This window comes from Myxococcus guangdongensis, assembly GCF_024198255.1.
In the GTDB taxonomy this organism is placed as follows: Bacteria; Myxococcota; Myxococcia; order Myxococcales; family Myxococcaceae; genus Myxococcus; species Myxococcus guangdongensis.
In genome coordinates this window covers 20,856-39,445 of the sequence record NZ_JAJVKW010000026.1, presented here as the reverse complement: position 1 = coordinate 39,445, position 18,590 = coordinate 20,856, and the positions used below count along the sequence as shown (strand labels likewise).

The 18,590-nt window shown below is 71.0% G+C and carries 16 protein-coding genes; 6 read left to right on the top strand and 10 right to left on the bottom strand.

Going from position 1 to position 18,590, the window contains the following annotated elements:
- Positions 1-5: 5 nt before the first annotated feature.
- Positions 6-2,894 (bottom strand): hypothetical protein, encoded by a 2,889-nt coding sequence (locus LXT21_RS43440; protein ID WP_254044153.1) that lies wholly within the window; start codon positions 2,892-2,894, stop codon positions 6-8.
- Between the two features lie 192 nt (positions 2,895-3,086).
- Between LXT21_RS43440 and LXT21_RS43435 the strand changes: the two genes are divergently transcribed.
- The gene (locus LXT21_RS43435; RefSeq protein ID WP_223751166.1) at positions 3,087-3,611 is read left to right on the top strand and encodes a hypothetical protein; all 525 of its coding nucleotides are present in this window, start codon (positions 3,087-3,089) and stop codon (positions 3,609-3,611) included.
- A gap of 68 nt (positions 3,612-3,679) precedes the next feature.
- Here the strand turns inward: LXT21_RS43435 and LXT21_RS43430 are convergent, their stop codons facing one another.
- A complete protein-coding gene (locus tag LXT21_RS43430; RefSeq protein WP_254044152.1) occupies positions 3,680-4,495 on the bottom strand; it encodes an OmpA/MotB family protein in 816 nt (271 codons plus the stop codon).
- A gap of 131 nt (positions 4,496-4,626) precedes the next feature.
- Positions 4,627-6,621 (bottom strand): patatin-like phospholipase family protein, encoded by a 1,995-nt coding sequence (locus LXT21_RS43425; protein ID WP_254044151.1) that lies wholly within the window; start codon positions 6,619-6,621, stop codon positions 4,627-4,629.
- A 171-nt stretch (positions 6,622-6,792) separates the two neighbouring features.
- On the opposite strand from LXT21_RS43425, the gene LXT21_RS43420 reads away from it, so the two are divergent.
- Together LXT21_RS43420 and LXT21_RS43415 are read left to right on the top strand one after the other, a co-directional pair.
- Positions 6,793-7,110, top strand: a complete 318-nt coding sequence (locus LXT21_RS43420) for a CBS domain-containing protein (RefSeq protein ID WP_254044150.1) — start codon at positions 6,793-6,795, stop codon at positions 7,108-7,110.
- A 257-nt stretch (positions 7,111-7,367) separates the two neighbouring features.
- Positions 7,368-8,066: a nucleotidyltransferase family protein gene (locus LXT21_RS43415; RefSeq protein WP_254044149.1), complete on the top strand. Its 699-nt coding sequence runs from the start codon at positions 7,368-7,370 to the stop codon at positions 8,064-8,066.
- A gap of 96 nt (positions 8,067-8,162) precedes the next feature.
- On the opposite strand, the gene LXT21_RS43410 is transcribed toward LXT21_RS43415, so the two are convergent.
- Complete coding sequence (locus LXT21_RS43410) at positions 8,163-9,059, bottom strand: hypothetical protein (RefSeq protein ID WP_254044148.1); 897 nt, start codon at positions 9,057-9,059, stop codon at positions 8,163-8,165.
- A 337-nt stretch (positions 9,060-9,396) separates the two neighbouring features.
- On the opposite strand from LXT21_RS43410, the gene LXT21_RS43405 reads away from it, so the two are divergent.
- Complete coding sequence (locus LXT21_RS43405) at positions 9,397-9,807, top strand: response regulator transcription factor (RefSeq protein ID WP_254044147.1); 411 nt, start codon at positions 9,397-9,399, stop codon at positions 9,805-9,807.
- On the opposite strand, the gene LXT21_RS43400 is transcribed toward LXT21_RS43405, so the two are convergent.
- From LXT21_RS43400 to LXT21_RS43390, 3 genes are all read right to left on the bottom strand, one after another.
- The gene (locus LXT21_RS43400) at positions 9,797-10,672 is read right to left on the bottom strand and encodes a hypothetical protein (RefSeq protein ID WP_254044146.1); all 876 of its coding nucleotides are present in this window, start codon (positions 10,670-10,672) and stop codon (positions 9,797-9,799) included. The two genes, LXT21_RS43405 and LXT21_RS43400, sit on opposite strands and share 11 nt — an antisense overlap.
- Positions 10,673-10,831: 159 nt before the next feature.
- On the bottom strand, positions 10,832-12,328 hold the full coding sequence (locus tag LXT21_RS43395) for a hypothetical protein (protein WP_254044145.1): 1,497 nt from the start codon (positions 12,326-12,328) through the stop codon (positions 10,832-10,834).
- A gap of 173 nt (positions 12,329-12,501) precedes the next feature.
- Positions 12,502-12,876 carry a hypothetical protein gene (locus LXT21_RS43390; protein ID WP_254044144.1) on the bottom strand — a complete coding sequence of 125 codons (375 nt, stop codon included), beginning with the start codon at positions 12,874-12,876 and terminating at the stop codon, positions 12,502-12,504.
- A gap of 176 nt (positions 12,877-13,052) precedes the next feature.
- On the opposite strand from LXT21_RS43390, the gene LXT21_RS43385 reads away from it, so the two are divergent.
- Together LXT21_RS43385 and LXT21_RS43380 are read left to right on the top strand one after the other, a co-directional pair.
- Complete coding sequence (locus LXT21_RS43385) at positions 13,053-13,901, top strand: HAD family hydrolase (RefSeq protein WP_254044143.1); 849 nt, start codon at positions 13,053-13,055, stop codon at positions 13,899-13,901.
- 95 nt (positions 13,902-13,996) lie between these two features.
- Positions 13,997-14,521: a hypothetical protein gene (locus LXT21_RS43380; RefSeq protein WP_254044142.1), complete on the top strand. Its 525-nt coding sequence runs from the start codon at positions 13,997-13,999 to the stop codon at positions 14,519-14,521.
- 101 nt (positions 14,522-14,622) lie between these two features.
- On the opposite strand, the gene atpA is transcribed toward LXT21_RS43380, so the two are convergent.
- The 3 genes from atpA to atpH form a co-directional block, all read right to left on the bottom strand.
- The gene (gene atpA / locus LXT21_RS43375) at positions 14,623-16,170 is read right to left on the bottom strand and encodes a F0F1 ATP synthase subunit alpha (protein WP_254044141.1); all 1,548 of its coding nucleotides are present in this window, start codon (positions 16,168-16,170) and stop codon (positions 14,623-14,625) included.
- 200 nt (positions 16,171-16,370) lie between these two features.
- Positions 16,371-17,846, bottom strand: coding sequence for a sensor histidine kinase (locus tag LXT21_RS43370; protein ID WP_254044140.1), 1,476 nt, complete (start codon positions 17,844-17,846; stop codon positions 16,371-16,373).
- A gap of 160 nt (positions 17,847-18,006) precedes the next feature.
- Positions 18,007-18,546 carry an ATP synthase F1 subunit delta gene (gene atpH / locus LXT21_RS43365; RefSeq protein ID WP_254044139.1) on the bottom strand — a complete coding sequence of 180 codons (540 nt, stop codon included), beginning with the start codon at positions 18,544-18,546 and terminating at the stop codon, positions 18,007-18,009.
- Positions 18,547-18,590: the final 44 nt, after the last annotated feature.

Sequence of the window (18,590 nt, the reverse complement as noted above, 5' to 3'; positions counted from 1 at the left end):
CAGGACTACTCGTTCGCCGTGCCCGTGTTGAGGAACTCGATGACCTGCTTCTGAGCCCTGTCACGCACGCCGCGGAGCACCGCATTGCCCGGGTCCTGCGCGTTGATGATGAGCAGGAACGCATGGCGCGCGGACGTGGGCAGGAAGTCGACCTGCGCCATGTACGTCTGCACCGTGCGGGGCGCGTTCTCGCGGTTGGCGGACGCGATGAGGCCGTGCGTCACCGGGTTCGGAATCACCTCGTCACCCTGGATGTACTGGATGAACGCCTCGCGGCCCGCGGGGGCCTTGTCGAAGTTCTCCAGCTGCCAGCCGTAGTTGCGCGGCGCGGCCGGGTCCAGGATGGTGCGCGCCAGGACGATGAACTCGTCGAAGCCGGGGGTGCCGGAGACGCGGCCCACGGACTCGAGGAAGGACAGGAAGCCCTCGCGGCGCGCGGCGAACGTCGGGTTGGTGGACGTCAGGAGCGTGTCGACCAGGTCGCCGCCCGGGACGTTGAGGGCGACGCGGCGCATGCGCTCGTTGACGGACGCGGACAGGGTGCCCTGGAAGCCGCCCAGGCTCTGGCCCACGTAGTCCACCGTGGTGGCGTTGAGGTAGTTGCCCTGGGACATCTGGTCGAGCGCGCCCTTCATGCCGTCGCTCGCCAGCACGCGCGTGAACTGGGAGATGTCCAGCACGTGGTGACGGAAGTTGTCGCGCGTGGCGAACAGGTTGGTGAGGTTGAGGAAGTTCCAGCTGGAGACGACCGGGGGGCCGCCCGCGGAGGCGCGGCGGAAGTCGCCACCCTCGCACTTGCCGGTGTTGAGGCACACGCCCTGGCCGGCCGCGGCGCACGTGGCGTCGCCGCCACCCACCGGGTTGCAGGCGATGGCCGTGTCCGGCGCCACGCAGCGACCGAAGGTGGCGCTGCCCGCCGTCACGTCGCAGGTGCCGGTGCCGCAGGCCATGTCGGGCGTGGTGATGGGCCCCGTGCCGGAGGCGGCGGTGATGCCCGCGCAGCTGGTGCGCTCACCGTGGAACACGGTGTCGATGGCGGCCACCGCGTAGCCGGCCTCGTTGAGCTTGTTGGTGATGACCAGCGCGTCGGTGCGGTTGCCACCCAGACCGTGGCCGAAGACCACCGTCTTGTAGCCGCCCGCGGGCGCGGGCGTGGCCGGCAGGATGAGCAGGAACGGGATGTGGTCCAGGTGCGTCGTGCGCGCGGGGTTGAGCGCGCCGTTCACGTCATCCAGGAGGAAGGGCGACAGGAACGTGCCCGCGAGCGCGCGGCCCACGTGCTGGTGCTCCAGGCTGAGCGCCTCCATGGCGCCGATGATGTTGGCCGTCTGGTCCATCAGCGACACCGGGGAGTCCGGCAGCGGCGAGGCGGGCACCTTGTGCAGCGAGTCCAGCACGGTGTGCGTGCTCTGGGTGGTGAAGGCCCACGCCAGCAGGATGTCCTTGCGCGCGACGCCGTTGGCGGCCAGCGCGTCGAACAGGGGCTTCATCGCGGCGCGAGCGGGCTCCACGGCGGCGGCGGTGGCGTCCGGCACGGCGGAGATCTGGCTCTTGCCGTCCACGAACAGCGGCGCGGAGAGCTTCATCAGGGCCTGGGCCGCGGGGACCGCGACCGAGCGGGCCTTGGCGCCCTGGGCGGCCTGCTCCTTCACGCCGCGCAGCACCACCACGGCGTACTGGCTGGCGGGGTCGAGCGGAATCTCGGGGATGATCTGCAGCTGCTGGGGCGCGGGGTCCGCGGCCGAGCCGTCCCGCTTGGAGCTGGACGCGCAGTTGAGGCAGACCTTGACCTTGGGCTGGTTGCCGCCCGGGGTCAGCTTGACGAACAGCACCTGACGGCCCAGCGCGACGGTGGCCGGGTCGACCTTCAGGTCACCCTCGATGATGCCGCGGGTGGGGCCGTTCTCGGAGATGATGGGGGCGGTGGTGGACCAGCCATCCAGGGTGTTCAGGCCCTTGATGAGGTCCTGCACCGTGCCCGCGGTGTCGGGGAGCGGCAGGTTCAGACGCGCGGGGGTGGTGGCCGTGCGCGGCACGCGCAGCAGGTCGTTGGGGAAGGGGATGATGCTGTTCGTGGGGTCGAACGTCATCTCCGGCTGGCTCATGATGCTGAACGTCCAGGCCAGCACCAGGTCGTTGCGGTCCAGGCCGTTCTGCGTGGCCACCAGGTCCAGCAGGGGCGCGTAGCCCAGGCGCATCTGCTCCAGGCGCTTGGCGCTGTTGAGCTGGTCCGCCAGACGCTCGGCCGGGTCACGCTTGCTGGAGGGGATGAGCTCCGTGGCGAGCGTGCAGTTGTCGGAGGCCAGGTTGCCTTCGGGACAGTTGACCAGCGGCAGCGTGGAGCTGGCGAGCGACCAGGTCGCGGTGCCGATGATGGACTTGCCGTCCTTGGTCTTCACGCCCTTCTCGCCGCCCACGATGACGACGGCGTACTTGCCGCCCTTGGGCCAGCCCTGGGGCTGCGGCGGGATGACGGTGATCTGGCTCGTCGCCTCGCGGTAGCCGATGGTCGGCGTCACCGGGCCGGTGACGGCCCCGGACAGGTTGATGAACTTGACCGTCGACGTGTTCACCGTGTTCGCGTCGAGGTTCTTCACCACCGTGCTGGCGATGGCCGTCGTCGGGAAGCCGTTGAGCGTGTTGAGGTAGTCCCGCGTGAACTCCTGCTCCGCGGCGGGCGTGTTCGGGTTGACCGGAGCGTTGACGATGGGGTCGCCATTGTCATCCTTCCCCATGGCCAGGTCATTCGGAGAGGGGACGACGGCAGGCGACGCGGAGGGGTCGAACTCCGCGACCTGGACGTCGGCCGGGTTGACCGCCGGGTCCTGCGCGATCTCTGGATCACACGCTACCGTGCCCAGGGCCAGAGCCCCGAGGAACAACGCCTTTTTCATGGATACAACCCCCTCCGAGTCCAAGTTTGGACTGCAGGACTAGGTGACAGTCGGGTGGCGTACCACGTAAGCGGGTTGGCTGAAAGTGATGGGACTTGACGCGTCGTGTCAGTCATGCACGGCGGTATGCCCGAGTGGCACCGTCTGTCTTTGACACACTGCGCCGGGGGCAATCACCGCTACGCTGGGCGGATGAACCGACTGCTGAGTGTGCTGGTGACGTGCGTGGCGATGGTGGCGTCGGCCCAGGAGGCCGGGGGGCTGACGTGGACGGCGCCGAAGGAGTGGGAGGCGCAGGGGGAGCGGCCGATGCGCGCGGCGACGTACAAGCTGCCGGCGGCGAAGGGCGACGCGGAGGGGGGCGAGCTGGCGGTGTTCTACTTCGGGCAGGGCCAGGGCGGCGCGGTGGACGCCAACGTGAAGCGGTGGCTGGGCCAGTTCCAGACGGCGGATGGCAAGCCGGTGGACAAGGTGGCCAAGACGAAGACGGAGAAGCTCAACGGCATGCCGGTGACGACGGTGGACGTGAAGGGCACGTACGCGGGCGGAGGCCCGATGATGGGCCCGTCCACGCCCAAGCCCGGCTACCGGCTGCTCGGCGCCATCGTCGAGGGCCCCGAGGGCGCGCTGTTCTTCAAGCTCACCGGGCCGGAGAAGAGCGTGGCGGCGTCGGAGAAGGCCTTCCGCAAGCTGCTCGAGTCCGTGAAGAAGAAGTAGCCGTCTTGCTCGCGTGAGACATGTGACACGCCCTTGGACGTGAAACATGTCTCACGCGGGCAGGGGCTTCAGCGCGTGTCGCGCGCCGTCCTCACGCCGGCCTTCTTCGCCGCGAGGTCGGGGATGAGGAGGACCTCGATGCGGCGGTTGCGCGCGCGGCCCTGCGGGGTGGCGTTGGCGGAGATGGGGCGCATCTCGCCATAGCCCGCGGCGAGCATCCGGCGCGCGGGCACGTTGCCGTGCTCCTGGAGGAAGCGCACCACGTTGACGGCGCGCGCGACGGACAGCTCCCAGTTGGTGGGGAAGGTCGTCTGCAGCTTCTGCGACGGCGGCGAGTCGTCCGTGTGGCCCGACACCTGGATGGCCTTGTCGTCCACCTTGGCCAAGACGCCGCCCAGCCGCTTGAGGACCTCCTGGCCGCGCTTGCTGATGCTCGCGTCGCCGGAGTCGAAGAGCACCTTGTCCACCAGGTCCACCTGGATGCGGCCCTGGGCCTGCGACAGCTTGATGGCGCCCTCGGCGATTTCGGCCTTCATCTTGTCCTGCAGGTCATCGTAGGTGGCCTTGAGCTTGGCGAGCTCCGCCTCCTGCTCCTGCACCGTCTGGCTGAGCTGCTCCTTCTCCGTGTGGAGCTGCTCCTTCTCCGTCGTCAGCTTCGTGTGCTCGGTCTGCAGCGCCGTGAGCTTCTCCTCGGCCTGTTGACGGGCGGCGTCCGCGTCACGGGCGCGCGCGGTGGCCTCGTCCGCCGCCTTGCGCGCCTCCTCCGCCTGCGCCTGGGCCTGCACCGAGCCGCGGTGCGCCAGGTACAGCACGCCGCCCGCGAGCAGCACCACCAGCACCGTCACCAGCCAGGGCACCCAGGCCCGCCCTCGCTCCGCTTGCATTCAGGACCTCCAAGGGGATGTTCCTGAAACACCGTAATGACGACACCCGGGTGCGCAGCAAGGCGCCCCGGGTGGGTTCAGGTATCCAGAGGTTCAAGGTTGCAGCGGGAGCGCAAACCCCGCACCGCGCGTCAGAACGGGAACCAGGAAGGCCGCACGCTGCGCACGTCGCTGAGGACGTGAGACAGCTGCGCGTCGAAGTCCTTGAACGTCTGTCCATCCAACCAGAGGGCTTCAATCTGTTTCTGACCGAGCCGCACCTCGTGACGTTTGCCATTGGCGGCGGTGGCGACGACGGTGTCCCCGCCGGTGTACGTCACCTGGAACTTCTCGCCCCAGATCTGGACGTCCTCGCTGAACCTCAAGTCCTTGGGGACCTGGGTGACCAGGTTGGTGCCGCGCGAGCCGGGGACCTTCATGTCGTCCATGAACTCGCGCAGGAAGTCGCGCGTCACCTGGCGCGTCTGCTGGTCCAGCTGGGGGTCCACCTTGGCGTCGTAGCCGAAGCCCAGGATGGTGTTGCCCTGCTTGGGGTCATCCAGGTTCCACGTGGGCACGGCGAGCATGAACTGGTTGGCGCCGGGCTTCGCCTTGTCGCGCCAGTCCTGGGCCTCGGTGGCGTTGTCCTTGAGGAGCGCCAGGCCGTTGAAGCCGTTCCAGATGGCGTCATCGGTGTCGAGCTGGCCGGTGGGCAGCGGCTTGGGCTGCGCGGTGCCGTTGGACGGGTGCGTGCCGCCGCGCGGCTGCAGCGACGCGCCAATCTGCGGCAGGTCATTCTTCGCGTAGCCCATGGGCAGGTTGTCCAGCGTGCCGCCGTCCACCAGGTGCATCTGCCGGCCGGTGACGGGGTCCACCACCTGCACCGGGTCGAACACGCCGGGGATGGCCATGGAGGCGCGCATGGCGAGCGCCACGGGCGTGTCCGGCGTGGTCTCCTGGCTGAAGACGAAGATGCGGTCCTGCGCGCTCTTGAAGCCGCCGTCCGGCACCGCGCTGTCGTAGGCCTTGGCGGCGATGAGCTGCAGGGGAATCTTCAGGTCCGCGAAGGTGACGGGCCGGTCCGTGATTCCGGTGAGCTCGCGCAGCTTCTGGTCGAACATGTCGAACGCGGCCTGGCCATCCAGCAGGCCACCGTCGTTCAGGTCCAGGTCGAAGTCGTACAGCTGGCCCAGGCGCGGGTCCTTGGCCACGTCTTCAATCTGCTGCGGCGTGGCGCCCGTGGCGGCGAACGCGGCGGCGATGGAGCCCGCGGACGTGCCCGTCAGGCTCACCGGCACCACGCCCATGTCGCGCATCTCCGCGAACATGGCCGCGTAGCGCTTGCCCTTGCCACCACCCCCCTCCAGGCTCAGGTGCACGCCCATGGGCTCGCCGCCCTGCACCGGCATCCCCGCCTCGGCGCGGTTCTGCGCGACGGAGGCGGTGTACTCGGCGGCCTTCTTCGCGTCGCCACCGGCCACGATGTCCAGCGCGGAGGGCGGCTTCGTCACCGGCGTGCCCGTGGGGAAGCGGCTCGCGTGGACCTGGCCGCCCGGCAGCTCCTTCGCCAGGAACTGCGGATCCAACCACAGCGAGCCCGGGCGCGGCGCGGTGGCGCGCGTGTAGCCCGTCGTCTTCGTCAGCTCCGCCTCCGCCTTCTCCAGCGCGGCCTTCACTTGCGGATAGCGCGGGTGCGTGGAGGGCAGCATGTCCAGGTGCGCCGCCAGCGAGCGCACCTGGCCCAGCGTGTCGCGGAAGTCCTTCGTCTGCGCGACGAGCTCCTTGCCCTGCTTGTCGTCGATCTTGGGCGGGAGGATGCGCTCGAGCACCTTGCGCAAATCGCCCAGGTCGACCTGCAGCAGCTTGTCGAGCGGAATCTGGAGCGGCTTGCCCGTGAGGGTGATGCCCGCCCACGGCGTGTTCCCCGCGCCCGTCGGCTTCGGCAGGCCCAGGCGCGACAGGTCCGGCAGCTTCGCCTCAAAGCCGTCCACCAGTCGGTTGGCTTCGCGCGCGACGTTCTGCAGCCCCTGGCCCATCCGCTCGAGCAGGTTGGGCTTCGGGGTCTCCGCCGGGCGCGCGGCCGCGGGCTCGGGGGCACGACGCGCCGCGGCAGACGACGTGGAGGAGGGCAGGGGCTTGATGCTCATCGTGGTGACTCCACGGGACGCGTCGAGGGGGTGGCGGCGCTGCAGGGGGATTATCGCGCATCCGGCGTCGCGGGTTGTGTGTCGACTGGCGAACCGTCATCTCGGCCCGGCAAGGCACTTGCTACGGGAGTGGATCAGAGGCGCCTGACGCCTGCTTTCTGGAGGCCTTCCGTGACGACGTGCCGCAGCCCTGAGTTCGAGATGCTCGTTTCCCGTGCCGTGACGCTCTTCCCGGAGGACACCGTCCTCTCGGCGCTCCAGGTGATGCACCACCACGCGATGCACGCGCTGCCCGTGGTGGATGGCCGTGACGGAGCGTGGCTGGGGGAGGTGTCCGAGGATGAGCTGCACCGGCTGTCCGCCTTCGCGCCGCTGGCGCGGCTGGCTGAAATTCTGACCGCCAAGGCGCTCGCGGGGACGGAAGAAAAGACGGTGGCCCCCACGACGACGCTGCTGCTCCACGCGCCATCACCCCGGTGGCTGCATTGACGCGCGCCAGGCCCTCCGGACCCGGCGTGGAGGAAGCAAGCGTCCGGGGTGGTGCGGACGAGCAGGCGGGCCGTGCGTCGGTGAAGGGCGCACGCTCCACCGCGCGCTCCTCGGACGCGGCGCGGGAAGTGACTGGGGGCCGGCTGACGGCTCGCACCGAGGGGTGGGCTCAAAATCATCCCGAGAGGTCACAGCCTGTTCCCGGTGGCCCCGGGCCAAGAGGGACTCGATTCCCCGGGGGACGGAGGAGGCTTGGTATGAAGGCAGTGGCGATCATCCTCGCAGCGGGCGAGGCCCGGCGGATGGCCCACCCCAAGGCGCTCATCCTGCACGAAGGCGACAAGAGCTTCCTTCAGTCGCTGGCGTCGACCTTCGTCAAGGCGGGCTGTCAGGTGCTGGGTGTGGTGGGGAAGGATTCGGAGGCCATTCGCAAGCAGCACCCGGGAATGGACCTCCGGGAGTCGGAGCAGTGGCGAGACAGTCAGATGGCCTCGGTGAAGACGGGGCTGGACGCGGCGCTGGCGGAGGGGGCGGACGTGGTGGTGCTGCATCCGGTGGACATGCCGGCGCTCAGGACCAACACGGTCAAGTCCATGCTCAAGTTGATGGGGGACTCCGAGGAGATGTTGCGTCCGGAGTTCGAGGGCGCGCCGGGTTGGCCGGTGATGATGTCGCGCGGGATGGCGGAGCAGCTCCGCGCGGCGGACGGCGAGCAGCTGGAGGCGGTGCTCAAGAGCATGCGCGTGCGCCGGGTGCCCATGAAGGACCCGGGGGTGCTGGTGAACATCAACGCGCCGGAGACGTACGAGCGGCTGTTCGGCTCGGCGCCGCAGCTCGCCCCACCGCCCTCGCCGCCCAAGCGCAAGGGCAGCGGCAAGCGCGGCTCGGGGCTCACCACGGTGTCGGATGTCGGCGAGGGCTCGTCGGCGCCCATGGCCGCGGCGTCGGAAGAGTAGTCGGGGAGAGGTCGGAGCCTTCCTCGTGGAAGGTGGCTCCGGCCTGTCGTCGCGCGCGAGCGGCGAGCGCTCGCCCATCGCGCGCGGGGCGGGAGGTCAGAAGGTGAGGCCCAGGCCGAAGTAGGGCCCGCCGAAGCCTTCCTCGTGTTCGACGCCGTCCACGTGTCCGGCGTCGTTGAGGTACAGCGCGCGCCAGCCGCCGCGCACGTTGAAGCCGCCCAGGTGCGCCGCGAGGCCCGCCTGGATGTCCACCTGTCGATGCGGGAAGGGCGTGGCGTTGAGCCGTGCCTCCACGTCCAGGGGCGACGCGCCGATGCACGCCTCCACGGACGCGCCGAAGCTGGGGCCCACGAAGATGATGCTGGGGGCGTGGGCGCTCGACAGGCCCGCCTCCACGCGCATCCGTCCTCGCGCGCTGGCCCACAGCGCCGCCGTCAGCCGCGCGCTCAGCAGGGTGATGCGGTCCTGGGTGTCGGAGCCGTCGTCGGCCTTCAGCGACAGGCCGGTGATGCGCGTGTCCACGCCCAGCCGCCGTCCCTCCATGGCCATGAACACGCCCATGCCGCTGCCGTCCTTCAGCCACTCCGCCTGCGCGCCCATGCGCACCAGCAGGGGCACGGGCTCGTCGCGCCGGCGCGTGGTGCTCGCGCTCGAGCGCAGCGAGGACGCGCCGGTGGAGGCGGCGCCCACGCCCACGAGCGCGCCCGTCACGGGGGCCCTCACGCGCCTGCGCCTCCTGCGGGGCGCGTCATCATTGTCGGCGCGCGGAGGCTTCTCGCCGATGGCCGTCGCGGGGTGGGGCGAGGGGGCGTCGTCGCGTGTCCCGCCCACGGGGGAGGCCGGGTGCTCACGGCGCGGCGACTCGCGCCGGGGACTGGAGGCGGCGGGGGACGACGAGGAGGAGCGCTTGCCGAAGCGGGCCTCGGCGAGGGCCGGCTCCAGCAGGACGGTGGCGGCGAGCACGAAGCCCAGCACGGCCTTGGATGAGGGCAAGGTGCACTCCTCGGGGACGGGGACGACGGGGAGCGACATTCAAGGGCGCCGGGCCCTTCCCGGCCATGGCCCCCGAGGGTGGACGGCCGTTGCCCATCCGCTGCTGTACGGCCGTGGGCAGCGCACACGGCGCCGAGTGCGCACGACGTGACAGCCGGGCCACGCGAGGCTCACGCACACGACGCTCGCGCATGCGGAGCGCCCGCGCGCGGTGCATCTCCTCTTCTCACGGGCACCGGGCGTATCCGCCTGCTCGCACCCTGCGGATGCTCACGGTCCGACAGTGAGGCGCGGTGGGGTGGAACGGCCCGTGTCAGCCCGGGATGGAGGCACTAGGGTGGCAATCGTGACCCACGTGGTGATGCAGCCGACGGTGCTCCTGGTGGAGGACGACCCGGACCTCCGGGGCGTGATGGCGGAGGCGCTCCAGGCCGAAGGCTACGACGTGAACATGGCCATCAACGCCCGCGAGGCCGTGCGGGTGTTGGCGGCCTCGGAGGTGCCTTGTCTGGTGTTGGTGGACCTGGAGGCGCCGTGTGTCCAGGGGGCGTCGCTCCTGGAGACGTTGAAGCAGGACGCGCGCTTCACGGGCTCGCGGGTGGTGGGGATGCGCGCGGAGTCCGGCCCGTGCCCTCAAGGGGCGGTGGCGCTCCTGCGCAAGCCCGTGCGGCTCAAGGACCTGATGGCCGTGGTCCAGGCGCACTGCCCGGACCCCCGGTCGGACACCGCGCAGCGCGTCAGTAGGTGAGGCCCAGGCCGAAGAAGGGGCCGTGGAAGCTGTCGCGGTGCACCACGCCGTCCACCTCGCCCGCGTCGTCGAGCACCATCCCCCGGTAGCCGCCGCGCAGCACGAGCGCGCCCAGGTGCAGCGCCAGCGCGGCGCTCGCGTCCACCTGCCGGTACGGGAAGGGCGTCACCTGGGCGCGGGCCTCGAAGTCCAGCGGGCCCGCCAGGCACGCCTCCAGGGACAGGCCCATGCTGGGGCCCACGAAGGCGATGTCCGGCGCGGTGGCGGTGCTCACGCCCGCCTCCACGCGCAGCCGCGCGCGCTCCAGGGAGACGAGCGCCCACGTCAGGTGCGCCTCCACCAGGGTGAGGCGGTCGGTGTCGTCGGTGCCGTCGTCGGCGTCCACGGCGATGCCGGTGACGCGCGCGTCGAAGCCGAAGCGCCGGCCCTCCAGGCCGATGAAGAAGTCCCCCGCGCCGCCGCTGTTGATGGGGCCGCCCTGCAGGCCCAGGCGGAAGGAGAGGGGCGCGGCGTGGCGCTCCTGGCGCAGCTCCCCGCGCTGCCGGGGCTCGTCCGCGACCCTCAGCCGGTGGTTGCCGCTCGAGAGCACGAAGGCGAGGAAGCCCAGGCCCTCCACCACGTCGGCAGCGCCGGACGAGACGTGGCGGCGGTTGTTGCTCCGGCGGCGACGGGGCCGGTCGTCGTCGTCGTCATCCCGCGAGCCCACCGGCGAGGCCTCGTGGGTGTCGTCCTTCTTGTCGTCGTCCTTCTTCGAGTCGCTCTGCGAAGGCCGCGAGCGCTTGCCGAAGCGCGCCTCCGCCGACGTCGTGCCCAGCATCAGGCCCAGCGCGAGGAAGGCACTCAAGGCGGAACGAAGAGAGAACACGGCGGGGCTCCTGGGGCGGTGGCCGTCGGGCGGCGACACGGGTCAGGACGACTGTCCGCCTGCTTTATTCATCCACCTGGAGTGTACGGGCCGTCGCCCCCACCCCCGGCGAGACAGGGGCCCGGGAGGTGGGTGACGACCCTCCCGGGCTCCCGGGGGCTACTTCTTGCCGCAGAGCTTGGGGTTCTTCACGCAGGCAATCGCGAGGCACTGGGAGGCGGAGCGCTGCTCGCAGCCCTTCTTGCAGCGGGGCGGGGAGAAGCTGAAGTCGCACTGCGCGGGGTCGCACGTGACGCGGTCGCTAGGAGGCAGGGCGTCACAGGGGCTGTTGAGGACGGTGGTGATGGACTCGAAGTAGTAGTTGCCGTCCGTGTCGGAGCAGGACTCGAAGTCGCCATCGCTGGTGACGACGGGGCCGTCGTTCACGTCGCAGCGGGCCGCCTTGCCGTTGAGGGCGCCGGGCTCGCAGGGGCCCACGGTGCGGGCCAGACAGCCGTACGCGTTGCGACCGCCGACGACGGCGTTGGCGCAGACGCGCGAGGCCAGGTGCACGTCGCCCGCCACCCAGTCCCGCGAGTAGCAGGCGTGGGCGTTCTGGTACGGGTATCCCGTGAAGTCGGGCTTGGAGATGAAGGGCGCGTAGGTGTCCATGTTGATGTGCACCTCCACGTTGAGTCCCTTCGGGTCCAGGATGTTTCCGAAGAAGGCGCCCTCGCGGAAGGTGAACGCGCCGAAGGACTCGGTGGGGTAGCGGCCGTGGGTGACGGCGGGGCGCACCCAGGAGCCGGGAGGCGAGGAGCGGTCGTACGGCGCGGACATGAGGCTGTACCTGCCGCCGCGGGGACAGGTGAAGGTCGCGCTGGGCTGCGCGCCCCCGCAGTCGTTGCCCTCGCCGGACGCCAGGGCGTTGGCGGCCTCGCAGCCCCGGGGCTGGGCGCACACGCGCAGCACGCGGTCGCCGTCGCCCGAGCCGAGCGTCGTCGTGCACGCCGTGTCCAGCCGGGGGGCGCCCGCGGCGATGGTGACCTGCTCGCCCGGGGTGCACGTGCCCACGCCCTCGCCCACCCAGCCGCACTCCTCCCACGCGCCGCGGCCGCCCTGCTCACAGGGCAGGAACATGGGGTGCCACTGCTGGGTGACGCCCGTGGGGTTGAAGCGCCGGTCGTCGCGCGGGTGCTCGCCGCGCATCGAAATCTCCACCGTGTGGCCGTAGGCGTTGTTGCGCGACAGCAGGCACGCGCTCACGTAGCCCAGGCACTGGGCGCTCGGCGCGCGGAACTCCCACTCCGGGCACAGGCCCACGCCGCCCTCGAAGGTGTGGAGCTCCTTCTTGCGGTCCATCCACTCCACCTTGGACTTGGCGGGCAGGGCGCACTCGACCAGGTAGTGCATGACGTTGCGCGCGGCCGGGTCCTCCAGCTGGTAGCGCAGGCGCGAGTCCGTCTCGAAGGCGTACGTGGTCAGCGGCTGCGTGTTGAGGGCCTCGAGCGCGCGGTAGTTGGTGGTGAGGGCGTTGAAGGCCAGGTCCGCGGTGGACAGCGAGTTGAGGATGCGGATTCCCGGCTCGGCGCTGGCGGGCGAGAGCGGCAGGAGCGCGGTGAGGCACAGCGCGGTCAACAGGAGCCTGGAGGGAGCTCGGAACTTGAAGGACGACATGTGATGAGGACCTCGCGCGGAAGATGACGCGAGGACCCAGGTAGCACGTCGCGGGCCGTGCACCGCGTCACAGTCCTTCCAGGGGGTTACGCGCGGGGTGGCGGCGGGGGCTGTTGCCCCCAGGTCCACACGGCCCGGCGGGTGTGGACCTGGAGTCCACGCCCCCGGGGCCTTCAGCGGCGGTGGGCCTTCTTGCCCTTGGCGGGCCGACGGGGCTCGGCGCGGCCCTGGGCGGGGGGAGGCTCGGCGGTGGGCGCGGCGCAGGCGGCGGCCGCGCTGAGGGCCTCCTCGCGGGCCGTCTGGTGCTGCTGCTCCAGCACGCGCAGGCGCCGGGCCATGGCCTCGCGCAGGGCCTGGAGCTCCGCCACGCGGGCCTCCGACTCGGCCGCCTCGCGCTCCAGCTGGACGCGGCGCTCGTGCAGCGCCGACACGGAGCGCGAGCCCGCCCAGGCGCCCGTCGCGCCCAGCACGCACGCTCCGACCAGCAGGCCCCAGGGCAACCACGCCCGGCGCCACCGCGCCGCCTCGTTTCGCCGTGTCGCTTCCATGCCCCCCGAAGGCTAGCGAGTCCCCCGCTGTAGGCCTCAAGGTGGCGGCCCTGCCACCTGATTTACAGGGGGACCTCAAGTTTACAGGGCGGAAATGGGGCGCCCGGGCTTGATTCGCGGGCCGTGGCGGGGCGTCATCCGGCCCCTTTCCTCCAACTTCAGGAGCCGGTGGGCTGATGGCGATTGCTTGTGTGGTGCTGGACTTCGACGGGACCTTCACGGACGTGGCGACGGAGAGCGCGCCGTTCCTGACACACTTTCGTGACGGACTGGCCCACGCGTTGGGGCAGGGCGTGGAGCAGGCGTGGGAGGAAGAAGTCGCGGCGCTGCGCGCGGGTGCGGACATCCTCGGCTGGAACCTGGGCGGCAAGGTGGTGGCGCCCGCCACGGCGGACCCGTACCTGACGGCGACCACGGCCGCGCACCGCATCTTCCAGCGGCTGTCGGTGGGCACGGACGAGGCCACGCGCTCGGAGGCGGTGCAGAAGCTGTATCGCGACTCGTACGTGCACTCGGCCACGGCCTTCAAGCCGGAGGCGAAGGAGGTGCTGGAGGCGCTGCTGGCCACGGGGCTGCCCGTCACGGTGGTGACGAACGCGCACACAGAGCTGGTGGTGAAGAAGCTCGACACGCTGGCGCCCAAGGGCCGTGAGCGGCTCCAGGTCTCCGGTGACGCGCGGAAGTTCCTGTTGGACGCGCCGGACGTGACGGACGCGCGCTTCGACGCGCTGCCGGAGACGCAGACGCTGGAGGGGGTGCTGCGCCGGCCGGTGTACCTGCGCCGGGGCCGCTACTTCGAGGCGCTCAAGCGCATCTGGGACACCACCGGCACGCGGCCCGACCAGACGCTGGTGGCGGGCGACATCTACGAGCTGGACCTGGCGCTGCCGGCCGCCCTGGGCGCGCACGTGCAGCTGGTCGCGCGCGAGAACGTGCTGCCGTACGAGCTGAAGGCCATCGAGCAGCTCGGCGCCCGCGGCGGCGTGGACAAGAGCCTGCACGCGCTGCTGCCCCGGCTGCGCTGAGCCGGCGCGATATGGTGGACCCCGGTGCCGCGTTGAGTCAGGAGCCGGGGCCTCCGCGTGCCCCGCGTCCTCACGCTTCGGAAACAGGGGTGTCCATGGGCTCGCGTCGTCCGCTGTCGCTGTGCCTCTTCGCCGCGGTGCTCGGGTCCGCGTGCGTGTCCTCGCCGCGCGCGACGACGGGCACGCGGCAGGTCACGCTCACGCGCCCCGCCAGGGCACCGGGCTGCGCGTTCGAGGTGTTCGAGCAGGGCGAGCCGCCGAGGCCCTACGCCGAGGTGGGCACGTTGGCGATGACGACGAACGAGTACCTGGGCGAGGAGGGCCGCAAGGCGCTGCTCCAGGAGACCGTGTGTCTGATGGGCGCGGACGCGGTGCTGCTGCCCCGCCCCGCGGAGCGCAAGCTGGCGGGGGGCCAGCGCGTGCGCGAGTTCGAGGCGCGCTTCATCGCCTGGACGGACGTGCCCGCGCCGGGGGTGGGGGAGCCGCCGCCGCTCGATGCCCGCCCCGCGCCCAAGGCCGAGGACGGCTACCTCATCATCCCCGTGGACCCCGAGTGGACGGGCGAGTCCATCGGCACGGCGGTGCGCGAGGCGCCGGCCCGCGCGGAGGGGGCGAAGTAGCAGACCCCAGTCGCACCCAGCCTCGGTAGGAAACACGAAGCCCCGCCTCCCGATGAAGGGAGCGCGGGGCTCGGTGCGTCAGGCCTTGGCGGCCGGAACTCCTAGACCTTCGCGCCCGGGGTGGGCTGGAAGACGTCGTTGAACTCGGTGATGGCCTTGTTCAGCGCCGCCTTGATGTCGTTGGTCAGCTCGCGCTTGGCGGAGATGTCCTTCGCGACGTTCGGGTGCTTGCCGTCCGCGAACTCCAGGAACTCACGCATCCAGCGCACCACGTCGGAGACGGGGACGTCGCGCACCCAGCCGCGCTTCTTGGGGTCGTCGCGGTTGGTGGCGGCGTAGATCTGCATGACCTGACGCTCGACGGAGAGCGGCTCGTACTGGCCCTGCTTGAGCAGCTCCACCATGCGGGCGCCACGGGCCAGGGTCTCCTGGGTGGCCTTGTCGAGGTCCGAGCCGAACTGGGCGAAGGCGGCGAGCTCGCGGTACTGCGCGAGGTCCAGCTTCATGGTGCCGGCGACCTGCTTCATCGCCTTGATCTGCGCGGCGGAGCCGACGCGGGACACCGACAGACCGACGTTGATGGCCGGGCGGACGCCGGCGAAGAACAGGTCCGTCTCGAGGAAGATCTGCCCGTCGGTGATGGAGATGACGTTCGTCGGGATGTAGGCGGACACGTCGCCGGCCTGCGTCTCGATGATGGGCAGCGCGGTGAGAGAGCCCGCGCCCTCCTCGTCCGACAGCTTGGCGGCGCGCTCCAGCAGGCGGCTGTGCACGTAGAACACGTCGCCCGGGTACGCCTCGCGGCCCGGCGGGCGGCGCAGGAGCAGCGACAGCTGGCGGTACGCCACGGCCTGCTTGGACAGGTCGTCGTAGATGATGAGGGCGTGCATCTTGTTGTCGCGGAAGTACTCGCCCATGGCCACGCCGGCGTACGGCGCGAAGAACTGCATCGGGGCCGGGTCGGAGGCGTTCGCCGCCACCACCGTGGTGAACTCCATGGCGCCGAAGCGGTTGAGCTTCTCCACGACCTGCGCGACGGTCGACTGCTTCTGACCGATGGCCACGTAGATGCAGTAAACGTTCAGGCCCTTCTGGTTGATGATGGTGTCGATGGCGACGGCCGTCTTGCCCGTCTGGCGGTCACCGATGATGAGCTCGCGCTGACCACGACCCACCGGCACCAGCGCGTCCAGCGCCTTGATGCCCGTCTGCAGGGGCTCGTGCACGCTCTTGCGCTTCACGATGCCGGGCGCCTTCACCTCCAGGCGGCGCGTCTCGGTCCCCTCGATGGGGCCCTTGCCGTCCAGGGGCAGACCGAGCGGGTCCACCACGCGGCCGAGCAGGCCCTTGCCCACCGGCACGGAGGCGATCTGCTGGGTGCGCTTGACGGTGTCGCCCTCGCGGATGTTCTGGAAGTCGCCCATGATGGCGACGCCGACGTTGTCCTCCTCGAGGTTGAGGACCAGGCCCTTCACGCCGTTGGTGAACTCCACCAGCTCACCGGCGAGCACACCCTCCAGGCCGTAGATGCGCGCGATACCGTCGCCGACGGACAGCACGGTGCCCGTCTCCGCGACGGTGACCTTCTTGCCGTAGTCCTTGATCTGCTCCCGGATGATTCTGCTGATCTCGTCGGCGCGGATTTCCATGGGCGTTTTGCGTCCTCGAACAGGGGGCGGGCCGGGTCGGTTCGGGTCCGCCAAAGCTTAAGAAGTCGGGGCCCCTTACCACGCACCCCCGGCCCCTGCAATGCGCACGACATTCGGGGCTCTCGGGGCATTATCAACCCCTTAAGTCGCGGCGCTCCCACCCCCGCCGAGCGGGGGCAAGAGCGCGCCCGGGCGGCCCTCTAGCGGGTGGAGGACTCGCGGGGCAGCCAGACGACGAAGCGCGTCCCGCCCTGGGAGGACTCCACGGTGAGCCGGCCCCCATGGGCCACGGCCACCTGCCGGGCGATGAACAGGCCCAGGCCCAGGCCCTCGGCGCTGGCGGGGCGGCCCCGGCGGAAGGGCTCGAAGAGGGTGGCGTGCTCCTCCTGCGGCACCGTCAGCGAGTCGTTGCGGATGGACAGCGTCACGCCCCCCACGGCGCCCACCAGCTTGAGCCACACCGGGGTGGGCTCGGGGCTGTGCTGGAGCACGCTGCCCAGCAGCGTGTCCGCCAGCTGGGAGATGCGCCCCGCGTCCCAGTGGCCCCGCAGGTCGCCCTGCGTCTCCATCAGCATCGTGCGGCCCGGGTGGACCTGCCGCCGCTCCTCCAGGACCTGCTCCACCAGCCGGTCCAGCACCAGCGGCTCCGGGCGCACCGGCAGCCCTCCGGACAGCCGGGCCCGGGTGAAGTCGAGCAGCTCGTGGATCATCCGCTCCATGCGCCGCGCGGCCTGGGCCACATGTCCCACCAGCCGCTGCTGGGGCTCTTCCAGGTTCTCCAGCCGCTGCAGCGCGCTGGCGCCGGACTGGATGCTCTCCAGCGGGGAGCGCAAGTCATGGCCCACCACGCCCAGCAGCTGCTCCCGGAAGTGCTCGGTGCGCTCGGCGCGCTCCTCCGCCGCCTTGCGCCCGCTGATGTCCCAGATGGCGGCCAGCCGCACCTGTCGGCCCTCCCACGTCACGAACTTCCCCAGGACTTCCAAGGGGATGCGCTGGCCGTCGCGCCGCACGCACATGACCTCGTAGGGCGTCTCCACCCCCCGGGCCACCGCGGACATGACGGCGGGCCGGTACTCCGGCGCCACCCACTCGACCAGGTGGTGGCCGATCAACTCCCGGGGCGAGTCGTGGCCCAAGAGGTGCGCCAGCGCGCGGTTCGCGTCCAGCACCACGCCGTTCTCGTGCAGGAAGTGCCCGTCACAGGCCACGTCGGCCAGGCTGCGCATGTGCGCCTCGCGCTCGCGAAGCCGCGCCTCCTCGCGCACGCGCTCCGTCTCGTCGCGCACCCACAGCACCACGCCCGCCAGCACCCCGGCCTGGTGCGCCGGGGACAGCCCCACGCGCAGGTGCTTCTCGCCCGAGCCCGCGGCCAGCACCCCCGTCAGCGGCGCCTCCACCACGCTCTCCCCCGACAGGGCGCGCGCCAGCAGCGGGGCCAGCGAGAAGGCGACCTTCGGCCAGACGTCCACCAGGGGACGCCCCAGATAGGCCCGGGGCTCCAGGCCCGACAGCGCCGTCAGCGCCCCATTCACCCACACGGGCCTGAGCTCCCTGTCCAGCAGGGCGATGCCACAACCCGTCGCGTTCAACAGCGCGCCGAGGAAGGGCCAGGCCTCCTCGGGGGCCACGGCGAACATCGGGCCACCGGGAAGGGGGTGAAACAGGGACTGCGGCATGTTGAGGTCGTCCAGAAAACCCGGGGTTGCCCCGTGTTCCCCCGAGTATACCTCTGTCCCAGGGCTACTGGAAATGCCGGTTTGCCCCGGACTACCGGGTGCGTGGGCGACCTGGGGCGTTGGCCGCGAGGATGCGGCCGTACGCCCCCGTACGGCGGTGCTACTTCAGCTCGCGGCGCATCTGGTCCAGCTGGGTGCGCAGGCTGCCGTCGTAGAGGATGCTGCCCACCTGGGCGGACACGCCACCGAGCAGGCTGGGGTCCACGCGCGTCTCCAGGATGACATCGCGCTGGGTGAGCTGCTGCAGCGTCTGGCGCAGCTGGGCCAGGGTGTCGGCCGGGAGGGCGGCGGCGCTGGTGACGTTGCCACGGACGCGGCCGGCGCGGGCATCCGCCATGTCGCGGAAGACGCGGGCGATGTCCGGCACGTAGACCAGGCGGTTGCGGTCCACCAGCAGGCGCAGGGTGTTGGCCAGCACCGGCTCCAGACCGGGGATGAGCTTCATCACCCCCTCCACGACCTGGCCGCGCTGGGAGCGCGAGTAGGCCGGGTTGTTGAGCACGTCCGTGAGCTCGGGGTTCTTCGCGAGGATGTCCGCGAAGGCGGTGAGCTGCTCGGCGACGGCGTCGATGCGACCCACCTCCGACGAGACGTCGAGGAGGGCACGGGCGTAGCGGCGGGCGATGGAGACGTTCACCATGACGGGTCGCGCCCTTAGCATGGTGCCCCATGGCCGTCCACCCC